We start from the raw sequence: 18266 nt of genomic DNA, 5'->3' as shown, positions 1-18266 counted from the left end.
GCCCGGATCAGCAGGGAGAGCTGCTACGCCATGCTCCCCTCGTTGCCGAAGAGTTGGGCATCGCGGGAGTTCCAGAAGGCGTTGCCGATAGGGGAGACGGGCCTTCGCCGCGGGGGAGCTGGAGCTCGAAGCCGGCCCGGTTGGTACCGCGACCAGTCATGCCGGCGTCACGGTCGGCGGTGATCAGGACGAGCAGCCGGCCGTGCTCGATCCAGGCCTCGGCCTTCAGCCCCCGGCCCGGGCGCCATCGTGCGCCGTTGCCCGAAGCGCTGATGTCGCTGGGTTTGCCCGGGTCGTCGGCGGCCGGTCCGATATCCGCAGGGCGCGGCCACCGTCGGTACGGCGTATGCCGGTTGGATCGGGCGGATCCGGTGGTTGCGCCGGCCTGCCTTGAGGAGCGGTGGCCACAGCGAAGGCCAGAAGGATGTGCCGACCGCAGTGACGTGACAGCCGCGCGATGCATGGCTTCGCGGTGCTGTTGCGCATGGTGCAGCGATAGCGAAGAGTTCCAAGAGAACGGTAAAGACGGCCTCTGGCCCGGACGTGCGATTCGCCTACCGGGCGACAGGGGCTCAGGCCTCGGAAATTTGCGATCGCCGCGCCTGTCGGAGAGCCGTCACGGGCCCGTTGGCCCGGACCGCTCATCCGTTCCCGTCAGTCTGCCGTCCAGCTCCGCCCAGTCCTCCCCCGCGAGCACGGTCATGACCTCGCGCCAGGCCCGGGCCTTCTCGGGGCCGACAGCATCGAGTGCTGCGCCCAACCGTCCGCGCTGCCGGGCGAGTTCGCGTTCCAGCTCTGCGCCGGTGGGTGTGAGCCGGAGTTCCTTGCGCCGCCGGTCGTCGGCGGCGGGTGTCGCCTCGATCAGCCCCTGGTCGGAGAGGGCGCGCAATGGTGCGTTGATGGCCTGCTTGCTGAGTTTGAGGATGCCGAGCAACTCGCCGACGCTCATGCCCGGCATGAGCGCGAGGAAGAACAGGATCCGGTGGTGGGACCGGTTGAGTCTGTGCTCGGCGAGGGTGGCATCGGGCTCCTCGTTGTACTCGCGATAGGCGAGATAGAGCAGACAGAGATCCCGGTCGGCGGCAGTCGGACGCTTTAGGTCAACCATGTTGACATATTACAGGACGGGGATTAGTGTGCAACTTGGGTCAATATTATTGACCTATCTATTGTGGAGAGTGATCACTCATGGCCCTAGTCCCGCTCGGTGACTATCTGCTCGACCGGCTCCGTGAGCTGGGAATCGGGCATATATTCGGAGTTCCCGGCGACTACAACCTCGGCTTCCTCGACAGGATCCTGGACCACCCGGATCTCGAGTGGGTCGGCAACTGCAACGAGCTCAACGCCGCCTACGCGGCCGACGGTTACGCCCGTCGTCGTGGCGCGGCCGCCCTCGCCACCACCTTCGGCGTCGGAGAGCTCTCCGCGGTCAACGGCATCGCGGGCAGCTTCGCGGAACAGGTGCCGGTACTGGCGATCACGGGCATGCCGGCCAGCACCGCCGCGGCCTCCGGAGCCCCCCTGCACCACACCCTCGCCGACGGGAACTACGACCACTTCGGCCGCATGTTCCAGGAGGTGACCGCCGCCCGTGAGACGCTCACCGCGCGGGCCCCGACGGAGCAGATCGACCGGCTGCTGCGCACCATGCTGAGCGAGAAGCGCCCCGTCCACCTGAACTTCCCCGCCGACCTGGTCGCCCTGGCCGTCCCCGCGCCGGAAGCCCCGCTCCTGGAAGCGGGGGAGCACTCGCCGGACCGGCCCGGACTCGGTGCCTTCCTCGAGCACGCGGCCCGGCTGCTGGCGGACTCCGGGAGTGCCACAGTGCTGGCCGGGCACCAGATCGACCGGTACGGCCTGGCCGGAGCCGTGCGCGTCCTGCTGGAGTCGGCCCCGATACGCGCCTGCGTACTGTCCAGCGCGCGGGGCACGGTCGCCGAGGACGCCCCGTACTTCACCGGTGTGTACGTGGGAGCGTTCAGCGACAAGGCGACGAGGGCCGCGGTCGAGGACACGGATCTGCTCGTCCTCGCCGGTGCCCAGATCACCGACACGGTGACCGGCGGCTTCACCCATGACTTCCCCGTCCGCCGCACCATCGGGCTCTTCGACGGGTACGCGACGGTGGGGCACGCCCGCTACGAGGGCGTCACTCTCGGCAACGCGCTCGCCGGGCTCACGGCACTGTTCTCCGGCGCCACAGACCTGCGACCGCTGGACGGGACCGCCACGCCGGACCGCCGGCCGGAACCGGCGAAGGGCCCGCTGACACAGCAGTCGCTGTGGGCGCGCGTCGAAGCCTTCCTCCAGCCGGGAGAAGTGCTCGTGGCCGAGCAGGGCACGAGCTTCTTCGCGGCCCAGGAGATCACCCTGCCCCCGGACGGCAGCCTGATCGGCCAGCCGCTGTGGGGCTCGATCGGCTACACCCTGCCCGCGACCCTCGGTGCCCAGCTCGCCGTGCCGGAGAACCGCTGCGTCCTGGTGATCGGCGACGGCTCGCTCCAGCTCACCGCACAGGCCCTCGGGACGATGGCCCGCTACGGCGCGGCCCCGGTCGTCATCGTCGTCAACAACGACGGCTACACCGTGGAGCGCGCCATTCACGGCCCCACCGCCTCGTACAACGACATCGGTGCCTGGGACTACACCGCGCTGCCGACGGCCTTCGGCGCCGCCCACCGCTCGCTCGCCGTCCGGGCGCAGAACGGCGAGGAACTGGACGCAGCCCTCGCCGAGGCCCGGAGCAACCCGGACAAGCTGGTGCTGATCGAGGCGGTCCTGGACCAGGACGACTCCCCTGAACTGCTGACCGCGATCTGCCGCCGCTTCGCGGAGCAGAACAACTACGGGGGCTGACGCCATGCGTGTCTCACTCTTCGTGACCTGCGTCAACGACACCGTCTTCCCCGACGCCGGCCGCGCCACCGTCACCCTGCTGGAGCGCCTAGGCCACACGGTCGACTTCCCCGTGGCCCAGACCTGCTGCGGCCAGATGCACCTCAACAGCGGCTTCCCCGATGACGCGCGCGCCCTGGCCCGCAAGTTCGTCGCGGACTTCGCCGATGCCGAGAGGATCGTGACTCCCTCGGGCTCCTGCGCGACCGTTCTGCGCAAGCACTATCCCGAGCTCGCCGAGGGTGATCCCGCGCTGGCGCGGGAAGTGGCCCGGCTGACACCACGCGTGTACGAACTGACGGAGTTCCTCGTCGACGTACTGGGCCGGACCGATGTCGGCGCGTACTTCCCGCACAAGGTCGCCTACCACCCCTCCTGCCATTCCAAGCGGATGCTGCTGCTGGGTGACCGCCCGGAGCAACTGCTCAAGGCGGTGCGCGGCCTGGAGTACGTCGAGCTGCTGGACGCGCAGGAATGCTGCGGCTTCGGCGGGACCTTCTCCGTCAAGAACCGCGCCGTCTCCGCCTCGATGGCCGCCACCAAGGCCCGCAACGCCGTCGCCAGCGGAGCGGAATTCCTCTGTGGCGCCGACAACTCCTGCCTGCTGAACATCGGCGGCACCCTGCACAAGCAGGGCGCTCCGGTACGGACCCTGCACATAGCCGAGATCCTCGCCGCGACCGAAGGAGAAGCGCGATGAGCCGTACCTTCGTCGGCATGCCCAAGTTCGCCAAGATGGCGGACCGGGTGGAGAACGACACCGTCCTGCACGACAACATCTCCCACGCCACCCGCAAGATCCGGGCCAAGCGGGCCCGGGTCTTCGCCGAGGTCCCCGACGCACCCGCGCTCAGAGAAGCCGGCGCCGCCATCAAGGACGACGTGATCCGCCATCTCGGCCACTACCTGCGGCAGCTGGAAGAATCGGTGACGGCGCGGGGCGGGCACGTCCACTGGGCCGAGGACGGTGAGGAAGCCTCCCGCATCATCACCGAACTGGTGAAGGCCACCGGCACCCGCGACGTGGTCAAGGTCAAGTCGATGGTCAGCGAGGAGATCGGCCTCGACGAGGCCCTCGTCGAGGCAGGCATCGAGCCGATCGAGACGGACCTCGGGGCGTTCGCCAACCAGCTGCGCGGCGACCGGCCCTCACACATCATCGCCCCCTCCATCCACCTCAACCGCGACCAGATCCGCGACACGTTCGTCAGCGAGATGCACAAGCACGGGCGCCCCGCACCCGAAGGACTGACGGACAGCCCGGAGGAACTGACCGAGGCGGCCCGCCTGCATCTGCGGGAGAAGTTCCTCAAGGCGAAGGTGGGGATCAGCGGGGGCAACTTCGCCGTCGCCGAGACGGGAACCGTCCTGATCTTCGAGGGCGAGGGCAACGGCCGGATGTGCAGCACGCTTCCGGACACACTCATCTCCGTCATCGGCATCGAAAAGCTCCTGCCCACCTGGCAGGACCTGGAGGTCTTCCTCCAACTGCTGCCGCTGTCCGCGGTGGGCGAGCGGCAGAACACCTACATCTCTATGTGGAGCGGCCCCACCCCGGGCGACGGGCCCAGTGATTTCCACCTCGTCCTGGTCGACAACGGCCGCACCCGGGCCCTCGCCGACCCCGTCGGCCGGCAGGCCCTGCGCTGTATCCGCTGCTCCGCCTGCCTCAACGTCTGCCCCGTCTTCGAGCACGCCGGAGGCGGACAGACCTACGGCGCCGTCTACTCGGGGCCGATCGGTGCGATCCTCACCCCCCAACTGGGCGGACTGAGCAACGAGGTCGAACGGTCCCTCCCGTACGCGTCGACGCTGTGCGGAGCGTGCAGCGAGGTCTGCCCCGTGAAGATCGACTTCCCGGAGGTCCTTCTTCACCTGCGTTCAAAGACCTCACAGGGCAAGGGACACGCCGCCGAACGCGTCGCCATGAGCGCGTCCCGCGCCGTCTTCGAGCACCCCCACGCACTGGGCGCCGTACAGCGCATGGCCGGGACCCTCGGCAACAAAGCGGCCGCGCTGCCGCTGCCCGGGCCCAGCGCCGCCTGGACCCGCACCCGCGACCTGCCCGACCTTCCTGACACCTCCTTCCGCCGCTGGTGGCGCAAGGAGCACGGACAGCCCGACGAAGGAGAAGCCTGATGAGCGCCCGGAACCGGATCCTCGAACGCGTCGACGCGGCGCTCGCCGACGTGCCCCCGGGCAGCGCGGGGGCACCGGTGGCGCGCGAATACCTGCGCACGGGGCCCGCCGACCTCGACATGCTCGTCGCGTACATGCGGGAGTACAACACCAATGTCCATCGCGTCGCCCCCGCGGAACTGCCCGCCGCTCTGGCAGCGATCACGCAGCGGTACGAAGCCCGTACGGTCGCCGTCCCCGTCGACCTGCCCGCCGCGTGGCTCGACGGCCTCGGACCCGCCGTCCGGCTGATCTCCGACGGCCCCGGCCTGTCGTACCAGCGGCTGGCCGAAGTCGACTGCTCGATCACGGCATGCGTCACCGCTGTGGCGACGACCGGCGGCCTGGCCGTCAACTCAGGCCCCCGGCAGGGTCGTCGTGCCCTGAGCCTGGTCCCGGACCGGCACATCTGCGTGCTGTTCGCGTCCCAGGTCGTGGGCACGCCGGCCGAGGCGCTCCCGCTGCTCACCCCGGACCGGCCCGTGGTCTGGATCGCCGGCCCCTCGGCAACGGCCGACATCGAACTCACCAGGGTCGAGGGTGCCCACGGCCCGCGCACCCTCGACCTCGTTCTCGTCGAGGACGCTCCACGAAGGGACGGCGAGGGCGGATGACAAAGCGCCCCGGTCCGGTCCCGTGCGTGGGGCGAGCTTCGTTGTGCGGAAGTTCTCGGCATGCACTCAGGGACGCGGACCGGGGCTCAGTAGCGCCGGGGGCTCAGTCGAACAAGTCGGGCTGTTCCGCGGTGATCTGGTCCCACAGCGGCCGGAAGCTCAGCCAGCCGGCGTAGTGGGAGCCGACCTCCTTGCGGGAGAACTCTGCCGTCTCGTGATCGATGTGGATGGGCTTGCCAGCGGCCATCGCGAGCAACTGTGCCTGACAGGAACGCTCCATGGTGATGAACCACCATGCCGCTTCACCGACACTGTGTCCCACGGTGATGAGTCCGTGGTTCTGCAGGACCGCGGCCTTGCTCCCGCCGACAGCCGTGGCGATCCGCTCTCCCTCCTCCTTGTAACCGGCCGGACCGCCGTACTCGGCGTACAGCCCGTGATCCTGGTAGAACGCCGTGGCGTCCTGGGTGATCGGTTCGAGTCCCTTGCCCAGGGACGCGAGCGCCTTGCCGTAGAGAGAGTGCGTATGAGCGGCTGCCACCACGTCAGGGCGGGCCTTGTGAACTTCTGAGTGAATACAGAAGGCGGCCCAGTTGGCAGTGCCTTTTCCTTCGACCACCTCACCTTGCTCATTGACAAGGATCAGATCGGAGACCTTGATCTGGCTGAAGCTCATCCCGAACGGGTTGAGCCAGAAATGGTCGGGCAGCTCCGGGTCGCGTGCCGTGACATGTCCGGCGACCCCCTCGGAGAACCCGAACCTTCCGAACAGCCGGAAAGTGGCCGCCAGTTCACGCTTGCGCAGCTCCCGCTCCTCCTCTACGGGCAAGTTCTGCGGCGGGCAGGGAAGACCATTCGCCCCCGGCTGGAAGACGTTCACTTCTCCGAACTTGCCGTGCTGCTTCTGGGGTGCGCTCTGTGTTTCGTTCATGACTTCACGCTATGGGCGTCTGCGCAGGGAAGGCATGGATGAACCATCCCACTTGGAGTCATTTAATGTGTGTTCTATACATTCACCCTGGGGGGTGAGGAGGCATGATGACCGAGCCTTGGCTGGAGCTGCTGTTGGCGGATGCGTCGGCCGATGCGATCAGCCGGCACCGGGATGCGCTGATACATGACGGCGTGGACGCCTTGCACGTGGAGCGGCAGGCCGGCGCCGCCCTGCGTCTGAAATCACTCCTCGACCGGCAGCGCAACTGGGCGTCCGGGCTGCTCCTGCTGAACGACATGGCCACACAGCTGGCGGGCGTACGCAGTCCCGACCGCCTGCTGCGGGAGATCACGGAGCAGGCGCGCAGAATCCTCGGGGCCGATCTCGCCTACATCGGGCTGGTGCGCAGGGACGAGGTGGTGGTGGAAGTCGCGAGCGGTGCCCGCACCCCGCAACTGCGCGGACTGCGAGTGCCTTGCACCACCGGCATGCTCGGCGCAGTCGTCCACCGAGGCGAGCCGGTGCGGACCAGCGACTACTTCATGGAATCCGCGTTCGTGCACCAGCCCTACGACGCGCTGGCCGACGCTGAGCAGTTCCGCTCCATGCTGGGCGTTCCGCTGGCCGGTCCGGGGCGGGCAGCGGGCGCGTTGATCGTCTGCAGGAGGCATGAACGCCGCTTCGCCGATGACGAGGTCGTCCTGCTGTCGGCACTGGCCTCGCACGCCTCCGTCAGCATGGACACTGCGACGACTCTGGAGCGGTACCGGTCGGCGACCGAGCAACTCCTCCTGGTGAAGACGCAGCTGGAACGCGCCCTGGAGTGGGACCAGCGACTGAACGCGGTCGTCCTGCGGGGCGGCGGTGTGGCCGAGTTGGTGAGTGAGATCGCGGGGGCGACCACGGGAGACGCGACGTTTGTCGACGCCGCGGGCGGCTTGCCGGTCGAACTGGCCGAACGGCTACCGTGGTTGCCGCCCCTGCTGGAGACATGGTCCGACGACCCGTCGGACGAGTGCCATGTCTTCCGGGCCGGCGAGGGAACCGTTCAGGTGAGGACGGTGGCCGCCGGGCAGACGGTCCTTGGAGCCCTGGTGCTCGTGGGCGATCACGGTGACGATCACGAGCTGTTCCTGGAACGGGCCGTACCGGTTCTTGCACGTACTGTTCTCGCCGAACGAGCGGTCGTCCAGGCGACCCGGGCGGACCGGGACGCCCTGCTGCTGAACCTGCTGAACCGTCCGGAGCCCGATCCGGTCATCCTGCGCCGGAGAATGCGCAGTGTCGGTCTCGATCCTTCGGCGCCGTACTGCTTGATCGCCGCTCAACCGGGCCAAGGCTTGCAGAAGGCACGACAGGGGCTCAACGGGCTGACATTGCCGACGGGCACTGTGGTCGCGGTCGACGGGGCGAGACTTCTGGCGGTGGTGCCGACCGGTGATCCGGAGGCACTCGTGCGGGCATGGCGCGCCCGCGGCGGTTCCCCCACGACGACGCTCGGTGTCTCAGGACCCAGTAAGGGGCCGGCCGATCTCCACCGCTGCTACCGCGACGCAGTCCATACCCTGGACGCGCTGCTGACCCTGAGCCGGACCGGCGCCGCGGCCACAGCTGATCAGCTGGGCATTTACCGAGTACTCCTTCGGCACACAGGGCGGAAAGAGCTTCAGACGCAGTTCGAGGAACTGCTGGGACCTGTGGTACGGGAACAGAAGCGGCGCAGCGTACCGTTGCTGGCAACCGTCAAGGCATTCCTGGACCATGGATGTCGCGCCGCACCCGCGGCCAGGGCCCTGGGGATCCACACCAACACGCTCTATCAGCGACTCGCCGTCCTGGACCAATGTCTGGGCTCCGGATGGCGGGAACCGCCGCGCTTGCTGGACCTGCACATTCTGCTGCGGGTGCATCCGGAGCCGGAGCCCTGGTGAGGCGGCTTGCGGAGAGCGGATCAGATGAGGCCGAGCGCGCGGACCGCTTCGCGTTCCTGAGCGAGCTCCTGCACTGTCGCGTCGATGCGGGTGCGGGAGAACTCGTTGATCTCCAGGCCCTGGACGATCTCGTACGTGCCGTTCTTGGCCGGAGCCGGAGCCGGAGCCGGAGCCGGAGCCGGAGCCGGAGCCGGAGCCGGAGGTGTGCGCGGCGCAGCTGCGTTGCGGGGGCCGGGGCGAAGCCCTTGCCCTGCCGCCCGGAACGCAACTTCGGGGTCCAGGGGGCGCAGCCCCCGGCGGGGTGCAGGGGCAGAGCCCCGCTCGCCGCGCGGGCGGGGGTCAGGGGGGCAGGCCCCCCGGAACGAGACCGAGGGGCCCAGCCCCGCCCACTGCCCACTGCCCACTGCCCACTGCCCACTGCCCACTGCCCACCGCCCACCGCCCACCGCGCGCAGCGCGCAGCGCGGTGCCGGGCCCCCGGGGCGGAGCCCCGGAAGAAACGGTGAAAGTGGGGGTGCCCCCTCTGGGGGAGGGTCCGGGGCACACCCAAACCCCCACAGCAACCCAACAACCCCCAGGAGATACCGATGCACCTCGACCACTCAACCAACCCCTTCCCCCACCGCCACACCTACACCACCACCCCCACCTCCCCCCACCGCCCCGACGGCATCCGCCGAGCCCTCCGGATCGGGCTCGGCGGGCCCGTCGGATCCGGGAAGACCGCGACCGTCGCCGCCCTCTGCCGGGCCCTGCGCGACGAGTTGTCGATCGCGGTCGTGACCAACGACATCTACACCCGGGAGGACGCCGAGTTCCTGCTGCGGAACGCCGTTCTGCCGCCGGAGCGGATCACCGCCGTCGAGACCGGCGCCTGCCCGCACACCGCGATCCGGGACGACATCTCCGCCAACCTCGAGGCGATCGAGGATCTGGAGGACGGTGTCGGGCCGCTCGACCTCGTCCTCGTCGAGTCCGGCGGGGACAACCTGACCGCCACCTTCTCCAGGGGGCTGGTCGACGCCCAGATCTTCGTCATCGACGTGGCGGGCGGGGACGACATTCCGCGCAAGGGCGGCCCGGGCATCACCACCGCCGACCTGCTGGTGGTCAACAAGACGGACCTCGCCCCGTACGTCGGCGTGGACCTGGAGGGCATGGCCCGCGACGCCAAGGCGCAACGCGGCGAGCTGCCGGTGGCGTTCACGTCCCTCGCCGCCGAGGACGGCGTGGCACCGGTGCGCGACTGGGTGCGCGAGCGTCTCGCGGAGTGGGCGGCGGCGTGAGCGTCCGCGCCGCCGCCCGCGTCGTCGCCGTCCCGGACGGCCGCGGCGGCACGGCGCTGCCGGTCCTGGCCGGCGAGGGCCCGTTCGCCCTGCGCAGGACCGGCCCCCGGGGCGGCCCGGAGGCGAGCGTGACGCTCGTCGGCGCGATGAGCGCCCCACTCGGCGGGGACCGGCTCACGCTCACCGTGACGGTCGAGGCCGGCGCCGCGCTGCGCTTCGGCACCACCGCCGCCACCCTCGCACTGCCCGGCCGGACGGGCGCGCCGGCCACGTACGACACCCGCATCACCGTCGGCGAGGGCGCCGTCCTCCACTGGTTGCCCGAGCCGCTGATCTCCGCGCGCGGCAGCGACCTGCGCATGACGACGCGGGTCGAACTCGCCCCCACCGCCCGGCTGGTGCTGCGCGAGGAGCAGGTCCTGGGCCGTGCGGGCGAGCGGCCGGGCCGGCTGACGACCCGGCTGACCGTGTGCCGCGCGGGCCGCCCGCTCTACGACCAGGAGCTGCGCTACGGACCGGGGGCGCCGGGCTGGGACGGCGGCGCCGTCCTCGGCGGCCACCGGGCCGTCGGGCAACTCCTCGTCGTGGACCCAGACTTGGCCGGAGCTCCGGAGGAGCCCCGGCGGATCGGGCCGACCGCGGCCGTCCTGGCGCTGGCCGGCCCGGCGACGGTCGTCACGGCCGTGGCGCCCGACGCCCTGGAACTGCGCAGACTGCTCCGAGCGGAGGAAAACCGGGTGAGCCGGACGAAGGAGGACAAAGACGGTCCGCGCATATCGGCATCCTTACGGATTAGTAAAGAAGTACTCGCACAGCCTGTCCATGACAGCAGGAGAGACGGAAGTATCCACCCAGCAGCTCTGTGATCATCGCCGCCCCGACCGAGGCGGCGTTCCCAGCAGGGGGATTCCCACGTGAGACCTAAAGCGATACTCGGTGCGGCGACCGGCACCCTGATGACCGGTGCGCTCGTCGCGAGCGTCCTGGCCGCCCCGTCGGCCGGGGCCACCGAGCGCGTGCCCGGTGGCGCGGCCGAGGCCAAGGGTGTGAAGGTCGCCGCCGAGCGGGCGGCGAAGACGGGCGTCAAGTGGCGGGACTGTCCCGCCGACTGGGGCCTGGAGAAGCCCATCCAGTGCGGCTCGGTGATCGTCCCGATCGACTACGCCAAGCCCAACGGGCCGACCATCAAGATCGCCGTCAGCCGGGTGCACTCCACCGGCACCGCCAAGGAGCGCCAGGGCTCCCTGGTCTACAACCCGGGCGGCCCCGGCGGCTCCGGCCTGCCGTTCCCGCGCCGGGTCACCACCAAGAACCCCCTCTACACGAAGATCGCCAAGGCGTACGACTTCGTCGGGTTCGACCCGCGCGGCGTGGGCAAGTCCGCCCCCATCTCCTGCGTGGATCCCAAGCAGTTCGTGTCGGCCCCCAAGGCCGACCCGGTCCCGGCCAACGAGGCCGAGAAGCGCGCCCAGCGCAAGCTCGCCAAGAAGTACGCGGACGGCTGCGCCAAGCGCAGCGGCAAGCTGCTGCCGTACCTCACGACGATGAACACCGCCCGTGACGTCGACGTGGTGCGCGCCGCCCTCGGCGAGAAGAAGCTCAACTACCTGGGCGTCTCCTACGGCACCTACCTCGGCGCCGTCTACGGCACGCTCTTCCCGAACCACGTCCGCCGCATGGTCGTGGACAGCGTCGTCAACCCGGCGCAGGAGAACGTCTGGTACCAGGCCAACCTGGACCAGGACATCGCCTTCGAGGGCCGCTTCAAGGACTGGGAGACCTGGGTCGCCAAGCACGACTCCGTCTACCACCTCGGCAACTCGCAGGCCAAGGTGCACGCCCAGTGGCTGAAACTGCGCGCCGAGGCCAAGAAGAAGCCGATCGGCGGCCTCGTCGGCCCGGCCGAGCTCATCAACTTCTTCCAGAGCGCCGCGTACTACGACCGCTCCTGGGTCCCGGTCGCCGAGACCTGGGCGAAGTACCGCGCCGGTGACAAGAAGGCCCTCGTCGAGGCCGCCGGCCCGGACGTGGCCGGTGCCGTCGAGGCCGAGAACGGCAACGCCGTCTACACCGCCGTCGAGTGCGCCGACGCCAAGTGGCCCACCAGCTGGGCGAAGTGGAACCGGGACAACACCCGCGTCCACCGGAAGGCCCCCTTCATGACCTGGGCCAACGCCTGGATGAACCTCCCCTGCGCCACCTGGAAGGGCCCCCAGGGCACCCCGCTCGAGGTCAAGACCCACAAGGGCCTGCCCCAGACCCTGATCGTGCAGTCCACCCGTGACGCGGCCACCCCCTTCGAGGGCGCTGTCGAGCTGCACAAGCGCTTCAAGGGCTCCCGCCTGATCGTCGAGAAGAACGCCGGCTCGCATGGCGTCACCGGCCTGGTCAACCCCTGCATCAACAATCGCGTGGACGCCTACCTGCTCTCCGGCAAGGTCGACGCCAAGGACGTCACGTGCGCCCCGCACGCCGTCCCGCAGCCGAAGGCCGCCAAGTAGGCCGTCGCACAACCCCTGTTCGACGCGGTGCCCCGGACCTCATGGGTCCGGGGCACCGTGCGTTGTGCGGGCGGAGTCGTGCGAACGGTTGCGCGAATCCGGATAAAGATCGTTTAATCGCGTACGGCCCGTACCCCCGGGATGGCCGTGGGGGCGGGTTCTCAACCGGTTCGAGCGGTGCCCGGGTGGCTGCGGGGATCGTCATCGCCAGGACCGGAAGTGTTGATGGGTTATATAGCGTTTGCAAGACGAAGACGGCGCGCCGCGCGACTGGCCGCCCCGGTGGCGGGGACGCTGACGGCCGCGCTCCTCACGGGCGTGACTGTCGGGGCGCCGCCCGCGTCCGCCGCCGTGCACGAATACCGTGCGGCGACGTGGAACACGCAGTACAAGGGTGTGGTTTGGAATGAGGATGTTCCGAGGTTGATCCGCTCTCAGGATCTGGACGTCCTGGCCCTGCAGGAAGTCGGGAACAACGATCCTGATCCGAAGCACCTGACACTGGAGAAAACCACGGCCCTCCCGGCCGGCCGTTACAACTATGAAATCAAGCAGTTCACCTGGAGGTGTGCCGACGGGTTCGAGCGCAAGGTCTACATCCTCGCCACCGGCGTCAATAACCGGCGACTGGCCATGGTCACCAAGGTGCCGGCCGACGAGTTGGCGCTGAGGGCTTCCGGTGCCTCCCGTGAGTCGCCGAGGCCGGCCTTCGGTGTCCGTATCGGGAGCACTTGGTTCTACAACATCCATGCGGACTCGGGTAAGTGCGACAAGGGCAAGGTCGAAGGAGATGCGGGAGATCTCGTCGTAGCTGTCGACGAGGCACACCGGGACGCCGATCACTGGGCGGTGATGGGCGACTTCAACTGTGAGCCCTCTGTGCTCGTTCCGGAGGGCGATCCCGAATCCGAATCCGAATCCGAATCCGAGCCGCAATCCGGGGCCGGGTCCAAGGGCAAGAAGAGGAAGAGGAAAGAATACGGCCCCATTGAACTGGATCCCGGGGAGCGGGTGGTGCAGACCGACATGCCCACCTATCATGTGTGGAAAAAAGTGGGTAACACCATGAAGCGCCCTACTAAGCAATACGACTTCATGGTTGCGCGCAATGTGCAAGGGGCCGACAAATACACCGGATTCCGCCAGAGCTGGCTCAAGACGTCGGACCATTACCCGGTGGTGTTCCGTCCGGTCAAGGATGGTGACAAAAAGAAGGACCGCGAGGACAAGAAATGCCCGCCGCCGGAGCCCGGGACGCCCGTCGCACCGGCGCGCCGCGCGCTGAGCGCCGAGTCCGCCGGCAGGCCGCGTACGGCCGCCGCGCCCCCGGCCGGTGGCGGCCAGGGGCCCCGGCACGGCATGGTGACGGCCCTCCAGTCGGCGATCACCTCGCCGAACGGGAACCTCGTCGCCGACCTGCGCTCCTCGGACGTGCGCAACGACACCCCGATCCAGGCGTACTGGCCCAACGGAACTCCTGCCCAGAAGTGGGTCCTGTGGGAAAAGCCGGGGAACAAGTGGCTCATCGAGACCCAGCTGACGAACGGGGTCCGGCAGCCCGACGACGGCATGGTCCTCGACCACGACCCGGACATCCGCCGCACCCACCTGTGGCACGTGGCGAAGGACGAGGCGGGGCAGCTCAACGGGAACGCCAACCAGCAGTGGGAGATCAAGGAGGTGGCGGGCGGGCCCTGGTACACGCTCGTCAGCTCCGCCAACCGCGGTTGCCTGACGGCGGCGAGCCCGGGCGCCGAGCTGACGGTCACGCCCTGCGACGGCAGTGACGGCCAGAAGTGGCGGCTGCCGGAGGCCGAGGACGACGGCAAGGACTCGGGTGCCTCCGGTGGTTCCGGCTCCGGAGGGACCGGAGAGACCGGTGGTCAGACGAGTGGCGGATCCGACGGCGGCAAGGACACCGGGGGGCCGGAGGAGCCGGAAGGCGGGGCCGGCTGCAGCCGGGACGAACCGGATTCCGGTGACGGGGACGACGGTTCTGAGGAACCTGATGAGCCCGATGAGCCCCATGAGCCCGATGGATCCAAGGAACCGGACGGCTCCGGCCCCGACGGCGGGACCGCGAGCGGTGGTTCCGGAACCGGAGGTCCGACCTCCGGCGGCTCCACGGGCGGCACCTCCGGTGGCAGCACCGGCGGCACCTCCGGCGGCAGCAGCTCGGGAGGAAGCGGGCCGGGAGGGAGCTCTTCCGGTGGCAGCAGCGGAGGAGGCGGTGGACCGTCGTTCCCGGCTCTCCCCGGCATCCGTCTGCCCGACTTCCCCTCGTTTCCCGCATTCCCCGCGAGCGTCGGCGGTCCCGGAGGCGGCGGTAAGACCGACCCCTCGCATGGCGTCTACGTCCAATCGGCCCGCGACAACAAGCTCGTCCCCGACGTACGCGGCGGGAACACGGCGAGCGACACCGCCGTCCAGGGCTACGAGCCGAACGACACCGACTCGCAGAAATGGGTCTTCTGGGACCGTGGCAACGGCAACTGGCTGATCGAGACCCGGCTGACCTACGGCCGGAGCGCGGCCGGGGAACGGATGGCCGTCACCCATGACACCGGGCGTCACCACACGGTGCTCCGGTCCGCGACGGCCGAACGGACCGACCAGCTGTGGCGGTTCAAGGACGCCGGAGGCGGCTGGTCCACCCTCGTCAACGGCGACGGCGGGGGCTGCCTGACCCTCGACGGCGCGGGCCGGCCGCTGGCCGTGCGCGGCTGTGACGGCAGCGAACAGCAGAAGTGGAAGCTGTCGGGCATCAAGCCGGACGCCGGCGACGGTGGTGGACAGGGCGGCGGAGACCAACCGCCGCTGGGCGAAGGGGGAGAACGGCCGAAGCACAATCGCACGGTGGTCCTCCAGTCCGGCAGGGACCGCCTCGTCTCCGACGTCGACGGCGGGTCGAACGCCGGCGGTACGCGGATCAAGGCGTTGGGCCGCAACGGTCACGACGCGCAGCGATGGGTGCTGTGGGAGAAGCCCGACGGCCAGTGGCTGATCGAGACGAGGCTCGGCGGCGGCAAGGTCATGGACCACAACCCGGACACCCATCGCACCCACCTCATACCGGCGATGAGCGGCAACGCCAACCAGTTGTGGCGCTTCCGGGACGCGGGAGCGGGCTGGTACACGATCACGAGCAGTGCAGGAAACGGCTGCCTGACCGCCACCGGCGCCCAGAACGATCTGGAGGTCCGGTCCTGTGACGCGGGTGACCGCGGTCAGAAGTGGCGTCTGACCGACGTCGCCGACAACCCGGACCCCGTCCTGCCGGACGTCCCCGACACCGGCACCGGCACCGGAGGGACGGACAAGCCGACGGGCGGAGGCGGTACCGACGCCGGTTCGGGGCGGCCCCAGGCCCCCGGCGGGGACAGTCCGAAGCACGGACGGTCCTCGGTGCTGCAGTCGGGCAAGGACGGCCTGGTGGCGGATCTGGACAGTGCCTCCACCAACTCGGGTACGCGGATCAAGGCGTTGGGCCGCAACGGTCACGACGCGCAGCGCTGGGCGCTGTGGGAGAAGCCGAACGGTCAGTGGCTGATCGAGACGAAGCTGGGCGGGGGGATGGTCGTGGACCACAACCCGAACACCCATCGCGCGCATCTCATCAAGTCGCAGGACGGCAACGCCAATCAGCTCTGGAGGCTGCACGAGGGCGCGGTGGGCTGGTACCGGGTGATCTCGGCGGCCGACGGAGGCTGTCTGACGGCGGTCAACGGCGGTGCGGACCTGGAGGTCCGGAGGTGCGAGGAGTCGGCCGGCCAGTGGTGGAAGCTCACTGACTCCGCCGAGGCCGGCACCGGTGGTGGTGGGCCCGACAAGCCCACCGGGGGCGGCTCCGGAGACGGCGGCGGCAACGTGCCCGACGGGGGGTACCCCCAGGCTCCCGGCGGTGACAGCCCGAAGCACGGGCTGTCGGCCGTGCTGATGTCGGGCAGGAACGAGCTGGTGGCGGATGTGGACAGCGCGTCGACCGCCAGTGGTACGCGGATCAAGGCGCTGGGCGTCAACGCCAACGACGCGCAGCGCTGGGTGTTCTGGGAGAAGCCGGACGGTCAGTGGCTGATCGAGACGAAGCTGGGCGGGGGGATGGTCATGGACCACAACCCGGACACCCACCGTGCGCATCTCATCAAGTCGCAGGACGGCAACGCCAATCAGCTGTGGCGGTTCCGGGAAGGGCCGAGAGGCTGGTACCGGGTGATCTCGGCAGCCGGCGGAGGCTGTCTGACGGCGGCCGACCGTGATGGCGACCTGGCGATCCGGAGCTGCGAGGCGTCGCCCGCCCAGTGGTGGCATCTCCGTAACCCCGCCGAGTTCGCCACCGGCGGTGGCGGTGGGACGGACAAGCCCGGCGGCGGCTCGTCCGGCGGGGGCACGTGGACCGGCAGTGGCTCGTCCGGCGGTGGAGACCTGCGCGACGACGGCGGTGCTCCCGGCGGAGGCACGTGGACCGGCAGCGGTTCGTCCGGCGGTGGAGACCTGCGCGACGACGGAAAGGGCGGCGTGAGCAAGCCTGCCAGCCGCATCGATGTCGGGGTGACCGTCATCGAGGACGACAGCTACTTCGACCACCTGAGCGGCATGACGCTGGACTACAACATCGTCAAGGGCTCGGGGAGCTTCACCAACGGCGGTGACTACGCCACGGTTTGTGTCGCCTTGTACCAGAAGGATTACCTCCGGTTCACCGGGTTCATGCCGGTCCGCGGGGACTGGGGCGTACGCAAGATCGAGTGCCGGGACACCGTCGCCGGACAGAGCGGCGAGTTCAGCTTCCCGGACCACCGCGCGTCCTGCCAGTTCGCCGTGGTCAAGGTCGGCTGGTACAAGACCGTGGTCGCCGCCTACGACAACAGCGGACGGGAGGTGGCGGTCAAGGAGTCCAACACCATCGACGGGTGTGTGAACTTCTAGGCGAACCATCCGAGATGGACAGCAGGGGCCCGGCCGAGTGCCGGGCCCCTGCTGTACGGTGGGAATCGATCATGACGGGGGGAACGCATGGCCAGGGTCGTCGAGTTGCTGTACTACCCCATCAAGGGGTGCGCCGGGACGTCCGTCGCCGCGGCCGAGCTGACGCCCGCCGGGCTCGCGCACGACCGCACCTTCATGGTCACCGACGAGCAGGGCGTCTTCCGCTCCCAACGCCGCGATCCGCGGCTGGCGCTGATCCGGCCCGCCGTCGGCGCCGACGGCACGGTGATCACCCTCCGCGCGCCCGGCGCGGACGCGCTGGACGTCGCCGTGGACACGACCGGCCCGCGGCGCGCGGTGGAGCTGTTCAAGAACCCGTACCGGGGCATCGACCAGGGCGACGCGGCCGCCGCCTGGCTCACCGAGGTGCTCGGCGCGCCGAGCCGCCTCGTCCGCGTCCCGCCGGAGCACGACCGCGTGACCGACGGCCTGACCCCCGGCACCTCCGGCTGGGCCGACAGCTCCGCCCTGCACCTCCTCTCCCGCTCCAGCCTGGACCTGCTGGCCCGCAAGCTCGCCGAGGGCGGCGCGGAGCCGCTGCCCATGAGCCGGTTCCGGCCCAACGCCGTCGTGGACGGCTGGGACGAGCCGCACACCGAGGACCGGCTGCGCCGGGTCACCGTCGGGGACGCCGCGCTGGGCTACACCAAGCTCGCCGTCCGCTGCGCCGTGACGACGGTCGACCAGGAGGCCGGGGCCAAGGCGGGGCCCGAGCCGCTGCGCACGCTGGCCGCCTACCGGCGGGCCGGGGGCGGGGGCGTCGTCTTCGGCGCGAAGTTCTCCGTCGTGCGGTGCGGGAAGCTCTCCGTCGGCGACGAGGTGGTCGTCGAGGAGTGGGGCCCCTCCGAGCGGTGACCCCGGGAACGCCGACCGCCTCTCGGACGGTCCGGTTTCACTCGGGTCGCGGCGGGAAACCGCCCTCCGCAGCAGGAGCCTTG

General features: G+C 69.8%; 12 protein-coding genes and 1 pseudogene. 10 read left to right on the top strand and 3 right to left on the bottom strand.

Annotated elements, in window-relative coordinates; translation table 11 throughout:
- Positions 1 to 616 precede the first annotated feature (616 nt).
- Positions 617 to 1108, bottom strand: coding sequence for a MarR family winged helix-turn-helix transcriptional regulator (locus tag I5Q34_RS27365; RefSeq protein WP_199895110.1), 492 nt, complete (start codon positions 1106 to 1108; stop codon positions 617 to 619).
- An 80-nt stretch (positions 1109 to 1188) separates the two neighbouring features.
- Here I5Q34_RS27365 and I5Q34_RS27360 point away from each other — a divergent pair, with 80 nt between their 5' ends.
- Genes I5Q34_RS27360 through I5Q34_RS27345 form a run of 4 tightly spaced genes read left to right on the top strand, consistent with a single transcriptional unit; the run spans position 1189 to position 5690 of the window.
- Positions 1189 to 2859: an alpha-keto acid decarboxylase family protein gene (locus tag I5Q34_RS27360; protein ID WP_199895109.1), complete on the top strand. Its 1671-nt coding sequence runs from the start codon at positions 1189 to 1191 to the stop codon at positions 2857 to 2859.
- Positions 2860 to 2863: 4 nt separating this feature from the next.
- Positions 2864 to 3598, top strand: a complete 735-nt coding sequence (locus I5Q34_RS27355; protein ID WP_199895108.1) for a (Fe-S)-binding protein — start codon at positions 2864 to 2866, stop codon at positions 3596 to 3598.
- The gene (locus I5Q34_RS27350) at positions 3595 to 5037 is read left to right on the top strand and encodes a lactate utilization protein B (protein ID WP_199895107.1); all 1443 of its coding nucleotides are present in this window, start codon (positions 3595 to 3597) and stop codon (positions 5035 to 5037) included. The genes I5Q34_RS27355 and I5Q34_RS27350 overlap by 4 nt, the downstream gene beginning before the upstream one ends.
- Positions 5037 to 5690, top strand: a complete 654-nt coding sequence (locus I5Q34_RS27345) for an LUD domain-containing protein (RefSeq protein WP_199895106.1) — start codon at positions 5037 to 5039, stop codon at positions 5688 to 5690. The genes I5Q34_RS27350 and I5Q34_RS27345 overlap by 1 nt, the downstream gene beginning before the upstream one ends.
- Before the next feature lie 103 nt (positions 5691 to 5793).
- Here the strand turns inward: I5Q34_RS27345 and I5Q34_RS27340 are convergent, their stop codons facing one another.
- Positions 5794 to 6621 carry a class II aldolase/adducin family protein gene (locus tag I5Q34_RS27340; RefSeq protein ID WP_199895105.1) on the bottom strand — a complete coding sequence of 276 codons (828 nt, stop codon included), beginning with the start codon at positions 6619 to 6621 and terminating at the stop codon, positions 5794 to 5796.
- A 104-nt stretch (positions 6622 to 6725) separates the two neighbouring features.
- On the opposite strand from I5Q34_RS27340, the gene I5Q34_RS27335 reads away from it, so the two are divergent.
- Positions 6726 to 8555, top strand: coding sequence for a GAF domain-containing protein (locus I5Q34_RS27335; RefSeq protein WP_199895104.1), 1830 nt, complete (start codon positions 6726 to 6728; stop codon positions 8553 to 8555).
- Between the two features lie 20 nt (positions 8556 to 8575).
- Here the strand turns inward: I5Q34_RS27335 and I5Q34_RS27330 are convergent.
- Positions 8576 to 8701 (bottom strand): annotated as a pseudogene (locus I5Q34_RS27330) (malate dehydrogenase); the annotation flags it as partial.
- A gap of 441 nt (positions 8702 to 9142) precedes the next feature.
- Between I5Q34_RS27330 and ureG the strand changes: the two are divergent.
- The 5 genes from ureG (at position 9143) to I5Q34_RS27305 (ending at position 18183) form a co-directional block, all read left to right on the top strand.
- Positions 9143 to 9841, top strand: a complete 699-nt coding sequence (ureG, locus tag I5Q34_RS27325) for an urease accessory protein UreG (RefSeq protein ID WP_199895103.1) — start codon at positions 9143 to 9145, stop codon at positions 9839 to 9841.
- A complete protein-coding gene (locus I5Q34_RS27320; protein ID WP_199895241.1) occupies positions 9802 to 10707 on the top strand; it encodes an urease accessory protein UreD in 906 nt (301 codons plus the stop codon). The genes ureG and I5Q34_RS27320 overlap by 40 nt, the downstream gene beginning before the upstream one ends.
- A 90-nt stretch (positions 10708 to 10797) precedes the next feature.
- Positions 10798 to 12342 carry an alpha/beta hydrolase gene (locus I5Q34_RS27315; RefSeq protein ID WP_199895240.1) on the top strand — a complete coding sequence of 515 codons (1545 nt, stop codon included), beginning with the start codon at positions 10798 to 10800 and terminating at the stop codon, positions 12340 to 12342.
- Positions 12343 to 12765: 423 nt separating this feature from the next.
- On the top strand, positions 12766 to 17268 hold the full coding sequence (locus I5Q34_RS27310) for an RICIN domain-containing protein (RefSeq protein ID WP_199895102.1): 4503 nt from the start codon (positions 12766 to 12768) through the stop codon (positions 17266 to 17268).
- Between the two features lie 87 nt (positions 17269 to 17355).
- Positions 17356 to 18183, top strand: a complete 828-nt coding sequence (locus I5Q34_RS27305; RefSeq protein WP_199895101.1) for an MOSC domain-containing protein — start codon at positions 17356 to 17358, stop codon at positions 18181 to 18183.
- Positions 18184 to 18266 lie beyond the last annotated feature (83 nt).

It is taken from the genome of Streptomyces sp. AV19, from assembly GCF_015999245.1.
Lineage (GTDB): Bacteria > Actinomycetota > Actinomycetes > Streptomycetales > Streptomycetaceae > Streptomyces.
This window is presented reverse-complemented; position numbering and strand designations above follow the sequence as displayed.

What these genes read in the sequence shown, in the direction of transcription:
- ureG (WP_199895103.1), top strand. Translation starts at nt 9,143, where the DNA reads ATGCACCTCGACCACTCAACCAACCCCTTCCCCCACCGCCACACCTAC.
- I5Q34_RS27350 (WP_199895107.1), top strand. Translation starts at nt 3,595, where the DNA reads ATGAGCCGTACCTTCGTCGGCATGCCCAAGTTCGCCAAGATGGCGGAC.
- I5Q34_RS27315 (WP_199895240.1), top strand. Translation starts at nt 10,798, where the DNA reads ATGACCGGTGCGCTCGTCGCGAGCGTCCTGGCCGCCCCGTCGGCCGGG.
- I5Q34_RS27355 (WP_199895108.1), top strand. Translation starts at nt 2,864, where the DNA reads ATGCGTGTCTCACTCTTCGTGACCTGCGTCAACGACACCGTCTTCCCC.
- I5Q34_RS27365 (WP_199895110.1), bottom strand. Translation starts at nt 1,108, where the DNA reads ATGGTTGACCTAAAGCGTCCGACTGCCGCCGACCGGGATCTCTGTCTG.
- I5Q34_RS27305 (WP_199895101.1), top strand. Translation starts at nt 17,356, where the DNA reads ATGGCCAGGGTCGTCGAGTTGCTGTACTACCCCATCAAGGGGTGCGCC.
- I5Q34_RS27345 (WP_199895106.1), top strand. Translation starts at nt 5,037, where the DNA reads ATGAGCGCCCGGAACCGGATCCTCGAACGCGTCGACGCGGCGCTCGCC.
- I5Q34_RS27360 (WP_199895109.1), top strand. Translation starts at nt 1,189, where the DNA reads ATGGCCCTAGTCCCGCTCGGTGACTATCTGCTCGACCGGCTCCGTGAG.
- I5Q34_RS27335 (WP_199895104.1), top strand. Translation starts at nt 6,726, where the DNA reads ATGATGACCGAGCCTTGGCTGGAGCTGCTGTTGGCGGATGCGTCGGCC.
- I5Q34_RS27340 (WP_199895105.1), bottom strand. Translation starts at nt 6,621, where the DNA reads ATGAACGAAACACAGAGCGCACCCCAGAAGCAGCACGGCAAGTTCGGA.